Genomic DNA, 21,827 nt, shown 5'->3' with positions numbered 1-21,827 from the left:
TTTGAAGCTAAACAATAAATAAGGAAACTTATCTTTAAAAATCGATTATTCCGATATCTTCTATCTGTTTTTTTATATAAGAACTTATGGGGTTTTATTGTGTCCAATACTGAAGAGATGCTTGCATCTAAGGTTGGTTAGCATCAGCCTTAATGTAAATAAATGAAAATATACTTTATGGAAAATGCCTTTAAACCAATAATCTGGTGCAACTCAACACCTTTTAAAAGCAAACTTACTCTAGTACGAGCCACCAAAGTTCGCATTAGAAAATAATCAGGATTGATTCAATGACAAGCAAACCGTTCCGTTGTGCCGCTTTGTTATGCATCAGCACCGCTTTGGTCGCTTGTAGTAGCTCACAAGAAAGAGTGAATTACGCGGATCTTGCACAGCAAGAATTTGAGAGAACCGAAGTCCAAGCTAACCAATGGCAATCCTTGGATCAAGCGGGTGAGATCAGCTACCTGACGGATTTAATTCAAAGTGACGAACTGAATCAGCTTATTAAAGAAGCATTAGCAGCCAATCCAAGTTTGCAAAAAACGGCCCTAACCCTGCAAGCAAGTTTATGGGAACTGAAAAAATCCCATGGTGCGAACTTACCCTCAGTGGATGCGAGCGTCGGTGTCAATGAAGAAAAAGACAGCGATACCAGTTACTCTGCAAAAATCAGTGTCAGTTGGGAATTAGACTTATGGCAGAAACTCGCTAATGCTGAGTCGGCTTCGGCGAAGAGTCTCGCAAGCGATGAAGCCTTATACCAATCCAGTCAAGACACACTCGTGGCGAGTGTCATGAAGACATGGCTCTCTTTGACCGCCAAACAGCATGCCATTGAAATAGAAACGAAACGCTTAAACTTGTTAGAAGCCAACGAACAACTGATCGTTAAGCGCTTTAAAAGTGGCTTAGACAATTTAGAAGCGTTAGACGAAGCACGCACTTCAACGTCACAATCTCGTGCCTCCCTGGCGCAATATCGAGAAAATTTGGAAATTCAAAAACGTGAATTACAAACCTTGTTAGGACGTAACACGCCACTGATTTTATCCCCCCAACAAGCGTATCCAGAAGTCAGCTATTCCTTATCCGGTTTACCCGAGCAAAACCTACAACGCCGCCCGGATTTAAAATCCGCTTATTTGACCATAGAAGCCGCTGATTTAAATACTCAAGTGGCTTACAAAGATATGCTGCCTTCCATCAGCTTGAGCGCGGCCCTTTCTGATGCGGCAGAATCTCCTAGAATGGCCTTATTTACCTCCCCCATTTGGAGCTTGGCAGCGCAGTTAACACAACCTCTGTATCAAGGAGGTCAATTAAAAGCGGCTGCAGAAGTGGCCAAACTGCAAACGGCACAAGCCTTTCAAGGCTACCGAGATACATTATTAACCGCGGTGAACGAAGTCGAAGATGCATTGGGCCAAGAAAAAGTATTACAACAACGCTTAACCCATATCCGCAATGCGCTGCAAAGTTCGCGCAGCAATTTAACCCAATATGAAACCAAATATCGCAATGGTTTAGTGGAACTGAGTGATCTTATTTCCGCACAAACCACCATGTTTGATCTTGAAGCACAACTTGACGAACTGATCTACGAACATTTAGCAAACCGAATTACCTTAGGGCTGGCATTAGGACTTGGAGTAAAACCAGAATGAAGCATTATTCACGCTGGATCATACTAGCATTATCAATTGTTTTGGCGGTTGCCAGTTACTTTTACATTGACAGCAAATTAAATACCGACAAATTTGTAGGGCAAAGAGGCCATGACCAATCAGGCCGAGGGGGTCCAGATCGAGCAAGAGGCGCGCCAGGTCAAGGTCCACGAGCTGAGACATCGAATCGCCGCGTTCAAGCAGAAGCCGATGGCGAAACGGCGGTGAAAGTGTCCGTCATTAAGGTTCAAGCGGGCGAATACTCCCCCATTATTCAAGGTTCTGCCGTGACCGCACCGCGCTACTCTCTTACACTCACGAGTCAAGTAAGCGGAGAAGTAATTGAAATCTCGCCACAACTGGAAGCAGGAAAACGCGTTAAACAAGGAGACGTGTTAACCGTTTTACGTAATCGCGAATTAAACAGTGCCGTCGCCAGTGCTGAAAAAACCTTAGCCAGTGCAGAGCTCGCGTTGAAAGAAGAAGTTCGACAAGGCGATCAAGCCAAAGCGGAATGGCAAGCGGCAGGCTTTACCGACCAACCCGATTCCGATCTAACATGGCGTATTCCACAGCTAGCCGAAGCCAAAGCCGAAGTTAATTCAGCTAAAGCCGCCCTCATGGAAGCCAGAGATAACTTAAAAAACACCAAAGTGGTGGCCCCATTTAATGCGTTAGTCACAGCACGCAATATTTCACCTGGCTCTTATTTGAGCTCCAGCAGTGACATTGCCACCTTATACAGTACTGACCGTGTAGAAATCACATTGGAACTGGCTAACTCAGATTGGGCAAAATTGCCTGACGCAGACACGCTACTTGCGGGTAATTGGCCCGTCACCGTCAACAGTATTGACAGTCAAGCAAGCTGGTCAGGCAAGGTCATCAGTGTCGGTCAACACATAGACACCTCAACTCGTATGCGTAGTCTAACCTTGGCAGTAGAATCCCCCTTGGATCAAAGCACACCATTATTACCAGGCGCGTTTGTCACCGTTGAACTACAAGGTAAAACGCTACAAAACCTTTGGAAATTACCCAATTCAGCCTTGAGTCAGCGGGGCGATATTTGGTTTATAAACGCAGAAAACCGCCTCGATTATTTCCCTACAACCCCTTTATTCGTTGATGCTCAGTACACCTACATTCTGGTGCCAGATACGATGCGAGACAAACCCTACTCAGTACTAATTAAACCCTACAACAGTTATCAAAAAGGCACCCTAGTTGACGCCATGGAGCAAACTGAAAAATGAGTCCAAATGATCAACAAAGAGGCATCATAGCTTGGTTTGCAGGGAACCCTGTGGCCGCCAACTTACTGATGATTTTTATCATTACGCTGGGGGTAATTAACATAGGTTCGTTAAGTAAAAAAAGCTTCCCGACCCTACCGCCAAATGGTATCGACATTGATGTCAGTTATGACAGTGGCTCGGCCAAAGCGACCGAAGAAAGTGTCACCATTTTGATCGAACAACAGCTGGAAGGTTTAGAAGGCATCGACAATGTCATGTCAACGTCGACCAGCAGTCGCGGTTCCGTCAGTGTTGAGATCAAAGATGGTTATGACCTAGATGAAATCTTTAACAACATTAAAGACAAGGTCGACGAGATCTCCTCCTTCCCGAGTGACGCCGATCCTGCTGTGATCACCAAAGATACCCGCTCTGAATTGGCTATTATCATTCAGCTGTTTGGCGATACGGACCGTCGAACCTTGCAAAAAGCCGCTTATGATTTAAAAACTGACCTGTTACTGGATAAAGAAATCAACTCGGTTTCCATTTCTGGCTGGCGTGATCCCAGTATGCTAATTAAGGTCGATAAAAATCAGCTAGAAGCCTACAATCTGACCTTAGCGGATATCAGCACCGCAATAAACGCTGAATCTGCCAGTGCATCCGTCGCAACACTCAGCAATGAAGACTTATACCTCAAAGTCAGTACCTCAGAACAAGCCTATTTCAAGCAAGAGTTTGCTCGTATTCCGATCAAAACCAACGCAAGTGGTGCCGAACTGACACTCAGCGACATCGCCACTGTCCAAGATGCGTACGATGAAGACGACTTTGTCTTGTCGCGCTTCAATCAACAAAACAGCTTATCACTACGAGTGAATACCATCGGCAAGGATGACATCATTAACACGGTGGAGGCGACTAAAAAGCGTGTTGAAGACTGGCAGGCATCTGGAAAACTGCCTTATAAAGTGGAATTAACCACCTGGAATGACCGCAGTGAATCCATTAACCAACGTCTGGAACTCATGGTGAAAAACGCCTTAACGGGTGTGATTTTGGTGTTTGTACTGCTTGCCATATTCCTCAATATCACCGTCGCTTTTTGGGTGGCGGCCGGCTTGCCATTTATCTTCTTTGGCACCTTGTTTTTAATGGGCACCAGTCAGGTCGATTTAACCTTAAACATGATCACCACCTTTGGCTTTATTCTGGCCTTAGGCATCGTCGTAGATGATGCGGTTGTCGTGGGCGAAAACATCTATTCGGTACGAGCGCGAGACGGCGACACCCTCAACAACACCATCAAGGGCACCATGGAAGTCGCCGTGCCGACCTTATTTGGTGTCTTTACCACAGTGGCGGCTTTCTGGGCTTTGTCCAACATTGATGGTCGTTTGGGGAAAATTTATTCTCAATTTGCTCAAGTGGTGGCCATTTGTTTGGTGCTTTCTATTATTGAATCCAAAATCATTTTGCCTGCTCACCTATCACATCTAAATACCCACAAAGCGCCGGCGAAAAATTGGCTTGCGAAAGTTTGGGGGATGGTGCAAAAAGGCGCTGATGACGGTCTGCAGTTTTTCAGTCATCGAATGTATAAACCAGCCATTGAGTTTTGCCTGAGCCATCGCTATGCCATGAGCTTGGTCTTCATCAGCATGTTTGCTTTGGTGATTTCTATGCCGCTCACCGGTGAGATTCGCACCAGCTTTTTCCCTCGTATTCCGGGCGATACCGTACGAGCATCATTAACCATGTTAAGCGATGCCAGCTATGGTCAAACCGAAAAAGCCTTGATTGAGATAGAGCAAAAAGCCTATCAAGCGGACAAAAATCTTACCAAAGCAGTGAATGCCAAACAGCCCGATCAAACGGATTTACCCAACAGCTATTTAAAAAACATTGAAACCTATACCTCCAGTGATCAATCCGGCAGCTTCCGCGTCGAATTGGTGAATGGTGCGCCCTATTCATTGACTCAGTTTTCAACCGAATGGCAACGTTTAGCGGGCACGCCAGAAGGCATAAAAAGCTTACGCATTCGTAATGGCCAAGACGGCGCGGTGGACGCCTTGAACGTAGAACTCGCCAGTTCCAATGCCACCACCCTTGATGAAGCATTGAGCACGCTCGTCGACGCGTTAAACCAAGTACCCGCTGTGACAGGCATTGAAAAATACGATACGCCACCTGAATCACGCTTAGAACTCAGCTTGAGTGAGCAAGGTCGTTTACTGGGGTTGACCACGTCCGAATTGGCGAGCCAAGTCGCCAGTAACTTTGATGGTACAGAAGTACAGACATATCAAAGAGACAATGACGAAATGGAAGTGCGGATTGGCTACCCAGAAGCGCAGCAAGAGTCACCGGCAGCCATCATGAACACTAAGATTACACTCGACAATGGTTCACGTGTACCCCTAGACACAGTGGCCAAATTGGGACAGATTGAGGTGCAAACTGAGATCATTCGTATTGATGGTAAACGCTCTTACTACCTGTCAGCGGAAGTAGACAAAGACATCATGTCTTCTACCGAAGTGGTGGAATTATTACAGCAATCGGCCATGCCGAACATCAAAAAACAATTTTCAGAAGTGGATTTTAGCTTCTCGGGAGAAGCGGAAGAACAAGCGGAAACACAATCCTCTTTGTTTCAAATGTTTATGTTGGCGTTGTTGATTATCTATGCTTTGTTGGCCATTCCTTTGAAATCCTATAGCCAACCAATCATTATTATGATGGCCATTCCATTTGGTATCATCGGCTCTTTATTAGGCCATTGGATGAATGGACTTGCCTTGAGTATCTTTTCATTAAACGGCATTTTGGCGTTAAGTGGCGTCGTGGTAAATGACAGCCTACTGTTGGTCTCCCGTTACAATGATTTACGCCGAGAGACGATTCACATTCGCCGCGCTATTATCATGGCTTGCCAAAGTCGTTTGCGCGCCGTGTTATTAACCTCGTTTACTACTTTCGCAGGTTTAGCCCCCATTTTGTATGAAACATCACGTCAGGCCCAGGCTTTGATTCCGGCCGCCGTTTCCCTCGGATACGGTATCATGTTTGCGACCTTGATCACCTTGGTATTGATGCCTATCCTCTTGATGATCAAAGAAGATGTGGAAAACGTGATCAAGCGTATCAAAGGCAGAATCAAGCCAAAGTCGGATGCCCCCGTTTCGTTGTAACCTCTTTCCGGTTCGTCCTAAAACAGCGGAACAGATAAACAAAACCCCGATGCTGATAACAGCATCGGGGGTTTTTAGTGGTATCAAGAAAGGTGCTAGAGTTAGACTTTAAAACGTGCCACTAATTCGTCTAGACTGCTCGACAATTCACGCAGAGCACGGCTATTGTCTGACACATCATTTGCTGTCGTCACACTGGTTTCAACCGAATTCTGAATCCCCGTCACATGACTCGCCACATCTTCAATCGCCAGTAATTGCTGCTCCGTCGATGTGGCTACTTGCTGGTTAATGGCATTCATGGTTTTCACTTGCTCTGCAATGCTGTTTAATGAAGTTTGTGCTTCTTGCATCGACTCAACCCCTTCACCAGCAATTTGCTGTCCCGCTTGTGATGCCGCTAACGCTTTGCGAGATTCTGCTTGCAACTGATCAATCATCTCCTGAATTTCATCCGTCGATTGCGCCGTACGTTTCGCCAAATTACGTACTTCATCTGCTACTACAGCAAAACCTCGACCCGCCTCACCGGCTCGTGCCGACTCAATCGCCGCATTCAATGCCAATAGGTTAGTTTGTTCAGAGATGTTGCGAATAACCTCTAGAATGCTGCCAATTTGGTCAGAGTTTTTCGCCAATTCTTCAATGACCTGAGCGGTTTTCTGGCTTTCTGTGGCTAGATTTTCGACGGTTGCTTTGGCTGATGACACCACATTTAGACCAGATGTCACTTCATGTTCAACTTGGTTAGCACTTTCCGCCGCTTGCGCAGCATTACCTGATACTTCACGCACCGAAGCTTCCACTTCATGAATTGCAGAGGCGACCATAGAGGTTCGTTCACTTTGCTCTTTGGCATCAGATTGCATGGTGTTGGCCGAACTTAACATTTGCTCTGAGGCATTATTAAGCTGAGCGCTCGTTTGGCTCACTTGTTTCACCATGTTGTGAATGATGCTAACAAATTTATTGAAACCAGAACCAATATTGGCTAATTCCGCCGGACCTTGATCGCTTAATCTGTGTTTTAGGTCACCGTCACCCTCACCGATTTCGGTTAAGTTATTTGCCACAACTTGCAGTTGCTTAACTAACTTAGTGCCTACAAACAAAGCGGCAAAAACAGTGATCACACTTAAAATGATGCCCATAATAAGCAAGGCGTGTCCCATGGTAGTCACGCCACCAAACACGGCTTTATTTGGAATTTCAGCAACTAAAGTCCAACCCATAGCCGGAATGTATTCGCTGGCCAATACGGCATCATCAGACATAACGATGTTCAAGCCATCGCGCTTCAATAATGTCTTACCGACGTCATCGCCATATAAATCGGTGACTTTGGTGTTCTCCAAAAGAGACTCATCACGGTGAACTTTCAACGTACCATCACCGGATATTAGATAAACAAAGCCACTACCATTAAAGGTAAAGCTGTTTAAATAAGCCGTCATTTTGTCTAAGTTCATACCAAAACCCGCTAAACCACGGCCATTAGTATTTTGGTAGTTCACAAACAGCTTCACCTCACCAGAAGTCTGGCTACGATAGACACTGACATTGCGGTCATCTGTTGATTTAGTAAAATCAAAGAACCAAGTATCGCGCTCTGGCAGTAGCGTTCGTAAAAAGCCATCTTGGTTCCAATATTTAGCCGTTTCACGATCCGCCCAAGAAGCCGTATCCAAACCAAGCTGATTTTTAATGTTGCCCAATAGCTCAATGAGTTTTTCTTCCCCTTTAGGATCAAAACCGTTCTCCGCCCAATCAATGATTAACGGGTTGTTGGCCAGAGTTTGAGCAGTGGCAGCAAGGTTTTCAATTTGGTTTTCAACCTCACTTTTAATTTGTTTGATTTGCGCTGGAAGTTCTGTACCGGTAGTACGCTCCAACATGACGGAACGAGCTTGATAAAAGCTTAACAAGCCCATGGTAATGGTACTGATCAGTACCACAGCGACAAAGGCATAGATGAGTCGAAGTTTTAGTGACACCGAATTGAATCCTTTTTGGTTAGTGAGTTTTAATCTTGACTATTTGGTTAATTATTAAACTAAACGAACAAACTGTAAACTAATATAAAGTTATTTATCCATCCGATTGACCGAGAATAAATATGAAAAAACGTATTTTCACATCCATCAGCATTATTTTAGTCGCCATACAAACATCTTGCACAACAAAAGGGGCTTATGAAGCCTTTCAATATAATCATGCCTCGGCTTGCCGTGAATATCGTGGTCAACAACAAGATGACTGCTTAGCAAATTATAGTCAGTCGTTTGAGGACTACCAAAAAGAACGAACAGGTTACTCAGAATAAGGCCATTCATTTAATAAAAGTGATATTTAAAAAACTTTTTTCAGCGTCATTTTGGATTGATATTCCATAAACACCCAAAGATGAGAAATGTTGTTGCTTAAATGTATAAAACCATTACCCTAAAGAAATATTATTTCTTTTATATGTAAATATTGAGTACAAAATGCACTTAGATAGCATAGACTTGCAACTTCTTGCTTTAATACAAAGTAATGATAGTATTTCGACAGAATCCATGGCGCAACAAGTAGGCTTATCCAAAACCCCTTGTTGGCGACGTATTCAACGTTTAGAAAAATCAGGCTACATCAAACGTCACGTGGCCTTGCTGGACGCTGAAAAATTGGAACTGGGCGTGTCGGTTTTTGTTCAAGTAAAAACCAATCAACATGACGCCAATTGGGCCACCGAATTTGCCCAAGTGGTTTCACAGTTTCCAGAAGTCGTGGAATTTTATCGCATGGCGGGGGAATACGATTATTTACTGCGCGTTTTGGTAAAAGACATTCCAGCCTATGACCAATTTTATAAACACTTAATCAGTGCCACTGCATTAACAGACGTCACTTCCAACTTCGCTATGGAACAAATTAAATGGACCACGGAGTTGCCTTTACCTAAGCCCAAAGACAGCTGAATTAGCTGACCAAGAGCAGAGGTCGAGTCTGTCAACCAGGGCTAAGGACCTTTATATGTCATTGGTAGACTTACCTAATGTCAGTCATGCTGCTGAAGCTTGCAACACACCAACAGCCCCTTTAGATCCAGCGCCTTTGCCTTTGTTAGCAAAAATTCGACAGAGCATAATTGGCGCTCAACAAAACATAATGACGCCTTTCGGTGAACGCAAACTCACTTACGCAGACTACACAGCATCAGGTCGTAGTTTGGATTTCATCGAGCAGGCCGTACAAAAGGCCATGCCTTTTTACGCCAATACCCACACCGAAGCCAACGCTACCGGTATGCAGACCACGACATTTCGAGAACAAGCACGAGCAGAAATTCGTCAGGCAGTGAATGCCTCAGCAGAGGATCTGGTCATTTTCTGCGGCAGTGGCGCCACCAGCGCCATTAACTCACTGATTTCTCAGCTTGGCTTGAGACAGTTAGACGCCACCGAAAAAGCACAAATACGAATTTTTATTGGTCCCTATGAACATCATTCCAATGAGCTGCCTTGGCGCGAACTGGGTATTGCTGTGATTCGCATCAAGGAAGACAAACAAGGTGGCGTGAGTTTGCAGGACTTAGAAAACCAATTGCAGCAGCACCAAGGTAAGCGCCTTATTGGCAGTTTCAGCGCGGCCTCAAACGTCACCGGCATAATGTCGGATCAAGATGCCATTACCAGCGTATTACATGCCTATAACGCACTCTCCTTTTGGGATTTTGCCGCCGCCGCGCCCTATGTGAAGATCGATATGAATCCGGCGCAATCTAAACACCAGCATAAAGACGCCCTTTTCTTTTCGCCACATAAGTTTATTGGCGGCCCAGGCACACCTGGCATTTTAGTTGTCAAAAAAGCCGTCATTAAAAATTCTCAACCTAGCCATATTGGTGGTGGCACTGTGTCTTTCGTCACCCCCAAAGATCATACTTTTTTGCCGATTGGTGAACGTCGTGAAGAAGGTGGTACCCCGGCTATTTTAGAGTCCATCCGTGCTGGATTGGTCTTCAAACTCAAATCCTTGGTCGGTGACGATCTCATTCAACAACAAGAACACAAGTTCGTTGAGCTTATCCATCAACACTGGCAGAACAACCTTTTGATTGAGCGTTTAGGCCATCCTTCTGCTAAGTGCCTATCCATTACCGCGTTTCGCATCAAGACGCCACTTGGTTATCTGCATCATGGTTTTGTCACAGCATTATTGAATGACCTCTTTGGTATTCAGGTACGAGGCGGATGCTCATGTGCAGGGCCCTATGGACATGCCTTATTAAATATTGACAAGTCAAAATCCGAACAGATTCAACAGGCGTTGAAGGCGGGCGAAAAGCTATTAAAGCCTGGCTGGGTTCGCTTTAATTTGAACTATTTTATCAATCAACAAGAAGCCGACTTTATTCTTCAGGCCATCGACTTTATTAGCCAACAAGGACTCACCTTTTTACCTTTTTATGCCTATGATCAGCATAAAGATTTGTGGCGTTTTCAAAACCAAAGGCATGCCCCTATGGGGTTGGATGATCTCTTTCAGTTAGATAATGCGAACACAGAGCAATCGACTCAAAAGGAAACGCCGCAGTCTCAAGGTGAGGCTTATGAGTCCTATTTGGCACAAGCAAAACAGTTAGCCAAGACACTAAAGAACCCAAGCCAATCGGACTATACTTGGCAAGCACAACCGTTTAATCCCGCCTATGAGTCATTGCGAGATTTTGTGTTGGTCACAGACCTACCGGCTTAAAGTAATCGAAACCAGGGACAAAGACTTAGTCCAAAAGTTCCACTGGCGTACCCACACGCAATACGCCTGAGCGAATGACATCGGCCCGTAAACCACCTTTGTGCAGCCAAGCTTTAACCACTTGCGCGGCACTGATGTTGTCGTTCGCTAATCTGCGTCCTAACAAAGAACAAGGCTCGCACAACTCCACACCATAAAATTCCGCGTCGCCAATACGGAAGCGTTTACCAACTAAGTCATTCAAACTGACGCCATGGGTCACCACATTGCGACGCGTATCGGATAGCGTAATGTGTTGTTCAAAGTGTTGATTAAAAGCGTGAATTTCTTCCTGTGCAACAAAAGTGATATTGGGGCCGTCATTGCCTTTTTTACCATAATAACGGTCTCCAACAATGCCCTTTCCTGCATCGACCTTAACCGCCTCAATCGCCATTTGCGCTTGCTTGGCTTTTTTTGCCACAAAAATAGCTTGGATCATATGAAACTTTCCTTTATTTAAACGACACAGACATTCGACGATAAGGAATGTCTCCTTTATAGAAGCGCTCCCCCGAAGCCGTCATACCAAAACGTTGATATAAAGTGCCGGCACTTTCTCTCGCATCACACCAAAAGACCTTAACCCCTGCAGCTTGAAGATCCTCAATAATACGACTTAACACAAACTGTCCTATGCCCTGTCTTTGATAGGCAGCTAAGGTGGCGAATTTTCTTAACCTTGCGACATCTTGCTGAATAAAAATGGACGCCACACAGACCAAGATACCTTGTTGGTAAACGCCATAGTGCTCACCCAAATCATCGTCTTCGACACGGCATTCCTCTAAGGTTTTATCTGGCCATAGTACTTGCTGACGCAAGGGTAAGGTCATCTCGGCATCCATTTTTCGAATGGTCAAAAGTTCTTGTGACACGATAACCACTCCAAATCCTGATAGGGCATCTCCTTTAACGAGGCCAAACGCGATGACAAGGAGCCAAGGTGGAATTCCAATTGATGACCATCAGGGTCTCTTACATACAATGAATCCCCTTCACTTTGGTTTGTCTGCCAAATATCCAGTGTTGGATCATCACGCAACACCGCTAAGGCAGCGGCATCAATATTGAAAGCGTAATGGGTATACTGCTCACTCATCCCTTCTTTTTTATCCAAACACAAGGATAAGCAAAGCCAAGCCTCACCATAAGATAAATAAGCGCCATTTGCCCAACGAACCTCAGCGGTAAATCCCAACTGATTCCCATAGAATTCAAGTGAGCGGGTAAGATCATTCACGGCCAGTGTTAGATGATTAAAGCCTTTTAGAGAGGATTCAACACCTTTGTCATCATAGGCCTTAATCATGGCATAGATCTTAGTCGCTTTCTCAAAGTGATTAAGCTGATGTTTTTCAATCCACCAACGCGCCACGGACATTAAAGTGTCTGGTTGGTCGTTTTTATTGGCAAAAAAAGCATAAAATGACACCTGAACCTTTTCGCCTTTTTGTCGTATTTTTTCTTGGCAAACTGAAAGAATCTTTTGCCTAGTCTCTAAATTCATGTCTTTACTACCTTTTTTAATCTTTTCACTGCTTGATGCTTGCAGCCATAAGTTTCATAAATACTCTCTATGCGATTAAAGTCTGACTTCTTATTCAATTCGCCCCTGCTAGATTAGAGATGCGTAATAAAAATAATTATAAGGAGATCTACCGTGTCAGATCATAGCATTAATGCAGAAAAGTATTGGCAAGCCAACCTCCGGCTCATCCTCGGAAGTCTGGTGATTTGGGCCCTTGCCTCTTATGGTTGTGCCATCCTACTACGTCCCATGCTCTCTGGGATTCATATCGGAGGAACAGACTTAGGTTTCTGGTTTGCCCAGCAAGGTTCCATCCTCGTTTTCATTGCTTTGACTTTTTTCTATGCCTGGAAAATGAATAAGCTAGACGAAGAATTTGGCCTTCAGGAGTAAGTCGTATGGATCAGTTTACTATCAATCTACTTTTCGTCGGCGGTTCGTTCGCGCTCTATTTCGGTATTGCGTTTTGGGCACGAGCTGGATCAACAAAAGAATTCTATGTTGCTGGCGGCGGCGTTCACCCAGTATTAAACGGCATGGCAACAGCGGCCGACTGGATGTCTGCAGCATCCTTTATTTCTATGGCAGGCTTAATTGCCGCGGGCGGTTACGCCAACTCAACCTTCTTAATGGGTTGGACCGGTGGTTACGTACTTCTCGCTATGCTACTTGCTCCTTACCTTCGTAAGTTCGGCAAGTTCACTGTGCCAGACTTCATTGGTGATCGATTCTATAGCCGTACTGCACGTTTAGTCGCAGTGGCTTGTTTGATTACCGCGTCTGTCACCTATGTAATCGGTCAAATGACCGGTGCTGGTGTGGCTTTCTCTCGCTTCCTTGAAGTCGATAAAAACACTGGTCTTATGATTGCCGCTATTGTCGTGTTCTTCTACGCGGTATTGGGCGGTATGAAAGGCATAACCTATACACAGGTTGCACAATATGTGGTGTTGATCATCGCTTATACTATTCCAGCGGTCTTTATCTCCTTACAATTAACAGACACCTTCCTACCTGCTATCGGTCTGTTCTCAACTCATACTGAATCCGGTATGCCGTTGTTGCAAAAACTGGATGAGGTAGTACGTGAACTTGGTTTTAGGGATTACACGGCCGATGTGGACAATAAACTGAATATGGTTCTCTTTACTCTATCCTTGATGATAGGTACGGCGGGGCTGCCTCACGTTATTATTCGCTTCTTCACTGTACCTAAAGTGGCTGATGCACGCTGGTCTGCTGGTTGGGCATTAGTCTTCATTGCTTTGTTATACCTAACAGCTCCTGCCGTTGCGTCTATGGCTCGTTTGAACCTAATGACAACCATCTATCCATCAGGTCCGACTGAGCAACCAATCGAATACGCCGAGCGTCCAGATTGGATTCAAACTTGGGAAACCACCGGTTTGATCAAGTATGAAGACAAAAATGGCGATGGTCGTATCCAGTTCTATAACGATACGCCAACCTATGAAGCGGAAGCGACAGCACGTGGTTGGGAAGGAAATGAGTTAACGGTTAACCGTGATATTCTGGTATTGGCTAACCCTGAAATTGCTAACCTTCCAGGTTGGGTTATTGGTTTGATCGCAGCAGGTGGTCTCGCAGCCGCACTCTCCACCGCCGCGGGCTTATTACTGGCTATCTCTTCTGCCGTCAGCCATGACGTCATAAAAGGCTCGATTAACCCCGACATCAGTGACAAGGGGGAGTTGACGGTCGCACGGATATCCATGTTTGTCGCCATTATCGTCGCCACCTACCTCGGTATGAACCCACCCGGCTTCGCCGCACAGGTAGTTGCTCTGGCGTTTGGTATCGCGGCAGCGTCCATCTTCCCTGCGTTAATGATGGGCATTTTCTCGAAACGCGTAAACAGCAAAGGCGCTGTCTCAGGCATGCTGGCAGGTTTGATTTCCACTTTGGTTTATATCTTCTTATTCCTAGGTTGGTTCTTCATTCCAGGTACAGCTACCCTAGCCAACACACCAGATAACTGGTTACTTGGTATCTCTCCATTGTCTTTTGGTGCCGTTGGCGCAGTGATTAACTTCGCCGTTGCCTTTGCCGTATCATCGATGACAGAAGAGCCACCTAAAGAAATCCAAGAACTGGTTGAAAATGTTCGTTACCCACAAGGAGCAGGCAACGCAGTTGATCACTAACTGACGCTTCCCTGTTCAATATCGAGCCTTGCTTTCCGCAAGGCTCGATTTCCTTATAATAAGAAAATTAAATAAAGGAACACATCCATATGATTTGGGAATTGGTCGCAACTGTTTTTGCTGGTCTTGGCGGTGCTGGTATCGCCTTATTAATTCGTAAACTCTCTAAACAGGCTGCGCCTAAATGGTTAGTGCCAGCGTTTGCAGGTCTCTGTATGCTTGGTTTTCAAGTACAAGGTGAATACGATTGGTACGATCATCAAACGGGTTTATTACCCACTGGTGTTGTGGTCGTTAAGGCGGTTGAAGAAAAAGCCCTTTGGCGTCCATGGAGTTATGTCTTTCCTCAAACCACCCGCTTCATTGCCGCTGATGTCGCCAACTCGGCACAAAATAAAATTGACCCAAATTTAATTTTGGTGGATTTGTACTTTTTTGAACGCCGCTCTACGGCAAAACGAGTCCCACAAGTCATTGATTGCATACAATCGGCTCGAGCAGACTTTACCGATTCATTCAGTGCCGAAACCAATTCAACAACTCAATGGTATCCATTAGAGGATAACGACCCGTTAATCACGGCCGTCTGTAGTTGAAGAATTCCATCACTAGCTTGAATATAATTGCCTTGGCAGAGCTTCTTGCCCAAATCATAATAGGCTCTTTTAGTCTACTGAGTCGATGTTATGACCATTACCGAAAACGAGCGCGATGCCGTCTATAAAACCATCTTTAGCCGACGAGATGTTCGTCGCGAATTCAAGTCGACTCCTATTCCAAACGTAGTCTTAGAGCGCATACTGCTTGCAGCTCACCATGCTCCTAGTGTCGGTTTTATGCAACCTTGGGATTTTATTTTAGTCGCTAATAAAGAGACTAAAGCCAAAATCAAACAAGGTTTTTTACAAGCCCATGCAGAAGCGGCTGAGTTGTTTCAAGGGGAACGCCAGGAAAAATACAAAACGCTCAAACTGGAAGGCATAGAAGAAGCGCCTTTAGGCATATGCGTGACTTGTGATCGTAGTCGAACAGGTCCTGTGGTATTAGGCCGAACAGCGAAACCTGAAATGGATTTATTTAGTTCAGTTTGTGCCATTCAAAATTTATGGCTGGCCGCAAGGGCTGAAAATATTGGACTGGGTTGGGTGAGCATTTTGCATGATCAGGTGCTTCGAGATCTTCTAAAAATACCAGATAACATTGAGATTATTGCTTACCTTTGTATTGGCTACGTAGACGCCTTTCAAGACACGCCGGATTTAGAAAAAGCGGGCTGGTTAACACGTCGTCCTGTTGAATCGGTTATTCATCACGATGTCTGGCAAGAGAAAAATTAGTGAATAAAATTCACCTTTGAGGGTATTTTTTATCGTTTGTCTTCTTTGCTGGCACTTCTTATCATAAACACATCGAAAAAATTCACCATAGACCAGCCAAAAGCGGGTCACTTGATAAAGAAGGAAAACATTATGAACAATTCAAAGTCTGTCTCTGAACTAATCAATAACGTAAACGCTGCTTACCTATCTGACGCTGACGTTCGTATCGCTGTTGCTCGTGCTGAACGCGCTGAATTCATCGTTGCTTCATTCGCAGCCGCTGGTAAAGCCATCAAATCTGTTGTTGCTAAAATCAAAACAAGCCTAGTATCTTCTTCTGCACAACACGCTTAAGATTTGCTAAAAAGAGCTTAGAGTAAGCACTGTTCTTGGGCGTCCTCTCACGACAGTTCATTAGCTTACTCATTACGGAAAAGGCGCTAAAATAATAATTTATGGCGCTTCCCCGCTTCTTCCTGCTTTAATCATTTCCTAGTAATCATCAAACACCGTCTGTCAGCTCATTTTGTTGATTTTTAAGATCGCAAAATTGGTTTATCTGTTGCTGCCATTCATCCTTTACTCCCAAGACAAAAAGAAACTCAACAAAGACAAACAATGGCCCAATGATCAGACCTATGACATCATCCAAAAAAGCGGGTTTCTTACCCTCAAAGTAATGCCCAATAAATTGAAAAATCCAGCCAACAATAAATAAGCCTAACCCACTCACTAACCACACTATGGTCGTTTGTGCGGCAAGATAGTCAGCAATAAACAAACAAAGTATCAAGAGGCCAGACATAGCGAGCCCGACCCAAAAATGTAATAACAAATAAAATAAGCCACTCAGTACCACCGCGATAATTGCTGGCGTAAGAGAGACATCAGAAACGGAAAAACTCGGACGAGATAATAATATTGCAATGGCTAACACAATCATTGGAATACCAATGAAATGCGTGGCGACATTACGTCTATCTTGATGGTAGTAAGCATATTGGGATAAATGCTCCAGTAGGCTCTTCATGGTGTGACCTCTTTTTTTATTATTGTTCAGGATATTAGTTAATCGTATAACTACATTAATAGTCAATACCATTTACTAATACCACAATCCCATTCACCTGCTTTATTGATAACGTACATTGCGAACAAATTCAGCCTTAAGTGTTAACTAGAATAACAAAAGAAAGACGCTAAAACCCTATAATAGAGACATAAAAAAACGGCTTCCGAAGAAGCCGTTTTTTTATCAATATCAAGCACTAAAGCTTAATGTTGATGACCACCTTCACCATGAACATGACCATGCTCTAGCTCTTCTTCAGACGCTTCGCGAACTTCGACAATTTCAACAGCAAAGTTCAATGTTTTACCTGCTAGCGGATGATTACCGTCTAACATCACACCATCTTCTTCAACACCAATAACCGTTACTGGCTGCTGACCACCAGGCGTTTGTGCCATGAACTGCATACCGACTTGGATGTCATCCACGCCTTGGAAATTTTCTGCTGGCACTTTTTGAATCAGTTCTTGATGAATCTCACCGTAGCCATCTTCTGGAGCGACAGATACTGTCAATTTCTCGCCAGATGCTTTGCCTTGAAGCGCTTTGTCCAAGCCATCGATGATATTTTGTGCACCGCTTAAGAACACCAATGGTTCTTGACCAACCGAAGAATCGAGTTGCTGACCTTGATCGTCAGTTAATGTGTAGTGCATGCTCACAACGGTGTTTTCAGAAATTTGCATTGTCTTCTCCAGCTTTATCTTGAATAAGGGAACGAGCGCTTGATACAAGCAAACAATTTTGCGATACACCGCCACAACACGAACCCGAGCGTTAGTTATGATAACGTTCTAATAACATAATCACCAGTTCGTAGATCTTGGTCTTATAAGCTATTTTTAAAGGGCTAGCGCCATCTTTTTTGAGAAAAAACAGAAAAAAGTCCCCTCACTCTATGTAATTAAACCTTTTTCGCTCGAAATTGTGAGATATCCAATGTGTGTGACTGCCCTAACCAACTGACACCTTGGGTGTGATCTAGGTAATCATCACCAGTCAAAGGGTGAACAAAAATATCCAAACTTCGACGATTCATCATTAACCATGGGATAAAGTCGCCAAAGGTCTCAGCTGCAAAAGACAGCTGGCAGCTCCACAACGGATGAGGCCCCACTGGCTTTTGATGAAATCGCCCCACACGAATGTCAAACAGATCAGAGGCCTGCTGGGCTAAGGCTTGTGCCAGTGCTAACTCGGTTTCATCTTGAAAATACAGATGGGCGTGAAAAGCCTTAATCTGAGTATGATCTGGTAACGTCATGCTCTTTCTCCTCAATGTTCGTAAGCAGTTTAACACGACCTAAGTCTTAGAGGATTATCCTAATAAGTGTGTTACATTTTCTCATCAAAGAATAAAACAATGCTTTATATTCAGGTGCTTAGGCCATGACGTTTTTTTGGATTCTATTAGCTATTTTATATGTGATGGGCCTATTTTTTATCGCTCTATGGGGAGATAAGGAAGGTCCTCAAGCAAAGAAGTTAACCAGACATCCCCTGGTTTACAGTCTTTCATTAGCGATTTATTGCACCGCTTGGACATTTTATGGTTCGGTTGGCGAAGCCACTCGCTCCGGTTGGAATTATCTACCAATCCTATTAGGCCCCATTTTATTGTATTTATTCGCTTTTCCATTACTGCGAAAAATGATCACCGTCAGCCACAAGCAAAACATCACCTCCATCGCGGATTTTATCTCATCCCGTTATGGCAAACGCCCTATGACAGCGCCCCTGGTGATTTTGATTTGCATGCTCGCTGTCATTCCTTATATTGCCCTACAACTCAAAGCCATCGGCTCTAATTTTGCCCTGTTCGTCAATCAAGACGAATCATCCTCAACTTTAATTGTCCTGATTGCGACCATATTAATGGGCATCTTCGCCATGCTGTTCGGCACTCGTAAAGTAGAGGTTACTGAGTATCGGTCCGGTATGATGTTGGCCATTGGCGCAGAATCACTTTTCAAATTAATTGCCATTATCGCCGTTGGATTAGTGGTCTGGGTGATGACACAAGACTTAAACTTTTCCACGTTAGAAGGGAAAGTCGATGTGTCTGTTTGGCATCCTGATGCCTTTCTCTCTTTCCCCTTTTTAATGCAAACCTTTATGGCCGCAGCGGCCGTAATCTGTTTACCACGCCAGTTCCACGTCACAGTTGTTGATCATCAAGACAAACGGCAATCGAATATGGCGCGATGGATGTTTCCTTTGTATTTGGCCATCTTTGCTCTCATCATCCCGCCTATCTCTCTCGCCGGCCAGGGTCTATTCGCGTCCAGCGTAAACCCAGATACTTATGTCATTCAATTCGCTTTGGTTTCCGATAATCTGCCCCTACAAATGTTAATTTTTCTCGGCGGCATCTCAGCAACAACAGCCATGACGATCGTCGCGACGTTCGCTTTAAGTATTATGATCAGCAATGATGTCATTCTGCCCATCATGCTGGCTCGCGCCAGCGCACAGCAACAAGCGCTACCTCTGTATCGTCGACGTATTTTGGTGATTCGCCGTTTGGCGATGATGGGGATTTTAACCCTGTCATTCCTCTACTATCAGAAAATGGCCAACCATGAATCGTTATCTGGAACCGGAGTTTTAGCCTTTTCATTGGTACTTCAGTTAATGCCAGCTGTATTCGGCGGTCTTTACTGGAAACGTGGTCACGCTTATGGTGTGTACACAGGTTTGACGTTTGGCTTTATCAGCTGGATCTTACTCATGATGTTGCCATTAACGGGTAACATCGAATGGGGTTTAGACAGTGAGCAATCTCGCTCAGAGGTCATCAGTTACGGCGCTTTCATCAGTTTATTAGCGAACATTTTCGGTTATATTGTTGGCTCTTTACTGTCGACTGAGAGATTAATTGACCGAATTCAAGCAACCGCTTTTGTCAGCCCGACAACAGAACTCGAAAAAGGCTTCTTTAAGCCAAAAAGCAAAGCCACCAACAGTGATTTTTTTGTCTTGCTGGAAACGTTTTTAGGTAAGCAAAAATCACAGCAAGTACTGGACAATTTTGCTCGCGATTATAATCAGAATATGACGCCGAACGACTCCCCTAACCGCTTATTTGTGGACTATTGTGAACGTATTTTAGGGGGCGTATTAGGTGGCTCATCAGCCCGAACCATCATTAATTCCATTTTGATAGACAAACAAATCAAGGTGGAAGAAATGGTGACTTACTTAGACGAAACCACTCAAGCCATTCAATTTAGTCAGAACCTGCTGTTTGTCTCTATGGATAACCTTGATCAAGCCATTAGCGTAGTGGATAAGGACTTACGAATAGTCGCTTGGAACAAGACGTACCGACAACTTTACCCTTATCCAGAAGGCATGCTCAAAGTCGGTTTACCAGTGGAGGAGCTAATCCGCTACAACGCTCAGCGAGGCGAATGTGGTGTGGGTGAAATCGAAGACTTGGTGAACAAGCGTCTCGACCACTTGAAAAAAGGCACCTCTCATCGTTTCTTACGTCGCCGTGCCAATGGTCGAGTGATTGAAATGATCGGAAACCCATTACCAGATGGTGGATTTGTCACCAGTTTCACTGACATCACAGAACACATCGAAAGCCAACAAGCCCTCAAAGAAGCCAACATAGACCTTGAAAAGCGAGTCGAGGCGCGCACAGAAGAAGTACAAAGTATCAACCATGAGCTACTTCAAGAAATAAACCGCCGAAATAAAGCCGAAAAAGCCTTAATGGATGCCAAAGGCGAAGCCGAACAAGCCAATGCATCAAAAACTGAATTCCTTGCTTTAGCCAGTCACGACATTTTGCAACCACTGAACGCAGCAAAACTCTACATGGGCATCCTTAACTCAACGGAATTAGAGGATGACACAGGACATGTGATTCGAAAGCTGTCCGACTCATTAGAGTCCACTGAAGCGCTGATTTCGACCCTGTTAGAAATTGCACGTTTAGATCAAGGTGCCATTCAGCCAACCCTTGAAACCTGTAGCTTAGATAATATTCTTAGGCCCATCATCGCGGAATTTGACGTCATAGCAGCCAGTAAAAATATTCAACTGAGCACGCATATACGCTCCTTCAATGTCTATTCAGATCCGATTTATTTACGTCGCATCATTCAAAACTTTGTCTCTAATGCGGTGAAATACACGGCAAAAGGACGAGTTCTATTGAGTGTTCGACCACGTAAGAACCAAGTATTGTTACAAGTGTGGGATACCGGGGTAGGCATTCCTGATGCAGAGCAAGGTAAGGTATTTGATGACTTTTATCGTTGGGAAAATACTCAAGAACCGGGTATGGGGTTAGGCTTAGGTCTAGTACGTCGCATGCAAAAACAACTGGGACTCGTCACTCAATTACGCTCTATTCCGGGCAAAGGAAGCTGTTTTAGCATTCACATTCCAATGGCAACGAACCAGACAACGCCACTTCCCAAAACGAAAATAGAATCCGAAGAGAAGACACAAGATCACTCCAGTTGTCGTGTCTGGTGTATCGATGATGATGCCAACAACTTAGCCGCCATGGCAAGTCTTTTAGGACATTGGCAATGCGAATGCCACAGTTTTCAAAGTTATGATCAGGCGTTTGCAGCAGAAGGGGAAGCGGAGTTACTCTTGGTGGATTATCACCTAGATGATGATAAAGACGGCCTTAATCTGATTCAAGCCTTGCGAGAGAAAGCCGGTTATTGCATTCCTGCAGCGCTATTAACCGCTTCCAGAGAGCCTGATTTAATTGAAACCTGTAAAGCACAACAGATCAGTTATATGGCCAAACCGGCTAAGCCAGCGAAGCTCAGAGCCTTAATACGCCATGTACAAAAATCCTGAACTTAGCCAAAATAAACACAAAC

General features: G+C 44.5%; 19 protein-coding genes and 1 pseudogene. 12 read left to right on the top strand and 8 right to left on the bottom strand.

The window, feature by feature from the left end; translation table 11 throughout:
• The first annotated feature begins 290 nt into the window (after window positions 1–290).
• From OA79_RS08255 to OA79_RS08245, 3 genes are read left to right on the top strand one after another with little or no spacing between them, the layout of a single operon-like run.
• Window positions 291–1,667 carry a TolC family protein gene (locus tag OA79_RS08255; RefSeq protein ID WP_063332744.1) on the top strand — a complete coding sequence of 459 codons (1,377 nt, stop codon included), beginning with the start codon at window positions 291–293 and terminating at the stop codon, window positions 1,665–1,667.
• Window positions 1,664–2,923, top strand: a complete 1,260-nt coding sequence (locus OA79_RS08250; RefSeq protein WP_063332743.1) for an efflux RND transporter periplasmic adaptor subunit — start codon at window positions 1,664–1,666, stop codon at window positions 2,921–2,923. Before OA79_RS08255 ends, OA79_RS08250 begins: the two co-directional genes overlap by 4 nt.
• Complete coding sequence (locus OA79_RS08245) at window positions 2,920–6,105, top strand: efflux RND transporter permease subunit (protein ID WP_063332742.1); 3,186 nt, start codon at window positions 2,920–2,922, stop codon at window positions 6,103–6,105. Before OA79_RS08250 ends, OA79_RS08245 begins: the two co-directional genes overlap by 4 nt.
• Window positions 6,106–6,206: 101 nt before the next feature.
• On the opposite strand, the gene OA79_RS08240 is transcribed toward OA79_RS08245, so the two are convergent.
• Window positions 6,207–8,099, bottom strand: coding sequence for a methyl-accepting chemotaxis protein (locus tag OA79_RS08240; protein ID WP_063332741.1), 1,893 nt, complete (start codon window positions 8,097–8,099; stop codon window positions 6,207–6,209).
• A 122-nt stretch (window positions 8,100–8,221) separates the two neighbouring features.
• Here OA79_RS08240 and OA79_RS08235 point away from each other — a divergent pair, with 122 nt between their 5' ends.
• The 3 genes from OA79_RS08235 (at window position 8,222) to OA79_RS08225 (ending at window position 10,845) form a co-directional block, all read left to right on the top strand.
• Window positions 8,222–8,428, top strand: a complete 207-nt coding sequence (locus tag OA79_RS08235; RefSeq protein WP_063332740.1) for a hypothetical protein — start codon at window positions 8,222–8,224, stop codon at window positions 8,426–8,428.
• Window positions 8,429–8,591: 163 nt separating this feature from the next.
• A complete protein-coding gene (locus tag OA79_RS08230) occupies window positions 8,592–9,065 on the top strand; it encodes an Lrp/AsnC family transcriptional regulator (protein ID WP_063332739.1) in 474 nt (157 codons plus the stop codon).
• 55 nt (window positions 9,066–9,120) lie between these two features.
• Entirely contained in the window at window positions 9,121–10,845 is a 1,725-nt protein-coding gene (locus OA79_RS08225; protein WP_082825422.1) for an aminotransferase class V-fold PLP-dependent enzyme, read from the top strand.
• A 25-nt stretch (window positions 10,846–10,870) separates the two neighbouring features.
• On the opposite strand, the gene OA79_RS08220 is transcribed toward OA79_RS08225, so the two are convergent.
• From OA79_RS08220 to OA79_RS18350, 4 genes and pseudogenes are all read right to left on the bottom strand, one after another.
• Window positions 10,871–11,326: an MOSC domain-containing protein gene (locus OA79_RS08220; RefSeq protein WP_063332738.1), complete on the bottom strand. Its 456-nt coding sequence runs from the start codon at window positions 11,324–11,326 to the stop codon at window positions 10,871–10,873.
• A 13-nt stretch (window positions 11,327–11,339) separates the two neighbouring features.
• Window positions 11,340–11,762: a GNAT family N-acetyltransferase gene (locus OA79_RS08215; RefSeq protein ID WP_231908834.1), complete on the bottom strand. Its 423-nt coding sequence runs from the start codon at window positions 11,760–11,762 to the stop codon at window positions 11,340–11,342.
• A complete protein-coding gene (locus OA79_RS08210) occupies window positions 11,744–12,196 on the bottom strand; it encodes a VOC family protein (RefSeq protein ID WP_063332788.1) in 453 nt (150 codons plus the stop codon). The genes OA79_RS08215 and OA79_RS08210 overlap by 19 nt, the downstream gene beginning before the upstream one ends.
• Before the next feature lie 6 nt (window positions 12,197–12,202).
• A pseudogene (locus tag OA79_RS18350) lies at window positions 12,203–12,394 on the bottom strand (DUF6500 family protein); the annotation flags it as partial.
• A 153-nt stretch (window positions 12,395–12,547) separates the two neighbouring features.
• On the opposite strand from OA79_RS18350, the gene OA79_RS08205 reads away from it, so the two are divergent.
• The 5 genes from OA79_RS08205 to OA79_RS08185 all read left to right on the top strand — a co-directional run bounded on the left by OA79_RS08205 (window position 12,548) and on the right by OA79_RS08185 (window position 16,253).
• Entirely contained in the window at window positions 12,548–12,808 is a 261-nt protein-coding gene (locus OA79_RS08205; protein WP_063332737.1) for a DUF4212 domain-containing protein, read from the top strand.
• A 5-nt stretch (window positions 12,809–12,813) separates the two neighbouring features.
• Window positions 12,814–14,580, top strand: coding sequence for a sodium:solute symporter family protein (locus OA79_RS08200; protein WP_063332736.1), 1,767 nt, complete (start codon window positions 12,814–12,816; stop codon window positions 14,578–14,580).
• Between the two features lie 89 nt (window positions 14,581–14,669).
• Window positions 14,670–15,176 carry a hypothetical protein gene (locus OA79_RS08195; RefSeq protein WP_063332735.1) on the top strand — a complete coding sequence of 169 codons (507 nt, stop codon included), beginning with the start codon at window positions 14,670–14,672 and terminating at the stop codon, window positions 15,174–15,176.
• Between the two features lie 90 nt (window positions 15,177–15,266).
• Window positions 15,267–15,917 (top strand): 5,6-dimethylbenzimidazole synthase, encoded by a 651-nt coding sequence (bluB, locus tag OA79_RS08190; protein ID WP_063332734.1) that lies wholly within the window; start codon window positions 15,267–15,269, stop codon window positions 15,915–15,917.
• A gap of 132 nt (window positions 15,918–16,049) precedes the next feature.
• Complete coding sequence (locus tag OA79_RS08185; protein WP_063332733.1) at window positions 16,050–16,253, top strand: RSP_7527 family protein; 204 nt, start codon at window positions 16,050–16,052, stop codon at window positions 16,251–16,253.
• 148 nt (window positions 16,254–16,401) lie between these two features.
• On the opposite strand, the gene OA79_RS08180 is transcribed toward OA79_RS08185, so the two are convergent.
• The 3 genes from OA79_RS08180 to OA79_RS08170 form a co-directional block, all read right to left on the bottom strand.
• Window positions 16,402–16,929 (bottom strand): Mpo1 family 2-hydroxy fatty acid dioxygenase, encoded by a 528-nt coding sequence (locus OA79_RS08180; RefSeq protein ID WP_063332732.1) that lies wholly within the window; start codon window positions 16,927–16,929, stop codon window positions 16,402–16,404.
• Between the two features lie 245 nt (window positions 16,930–17,174).
• On the bottom strand, window positions 17,175–17,657 hold the full coding sequence (locus tag OA79_RS08175; protein WP_063332731.1) for an FKBP-type peptidyl-prolyl cis-trans isomerase: 483 nt from the start codon (window positions 17,655–17,657) through the stop codon (window positions 17,175–17,177).
• A 218-nt stretch (window positions 17,658–17,875) separates the two neighbouring features.
• On the bottom strand, window positions 17,876–18,235 hold the full coding sequence (locus OA79_RS08170) for a DOPA 4,5-dioxygenase family protein (protein WP_063332730.1): 360 nt from the start codon (window positions 18,233–18,235) through the stop codon (window positions 17,876–17,878).
• Between the two features lie 125 nt (window positions 18,236–18,360).
• On the opposite strand from OA79_RS08170, the gene OA79_RS08165 reads away from it, so the two are divergent.
• Window positions 18,361–21,804, top strand: a complete 3,444-nt coding sequence (locus OA79_RS08165; protein WP_063332729.1) for a PAS domain-containing hybrid sensor histidine kinase/response regulator — start codon at window positions 18,361–18,363, stop codon at window positions 21,802–21,804.
• Window positions 21,805–21,827: the final 23 nt, after the last annotated feature.

The organism is Marinomonas sp. TW1 (assembly GCF_001625355.1).
GTDB lineage: Bacteria > Pseudomonadota > Gammaproteobacteria > Pseudomonadales > Marinomonadaceae > Marinomonas.
Note: the sequence above shows the minus strand (reverse complement) of the source record. Positions and strands in the feature narration are given on the sequence as shown.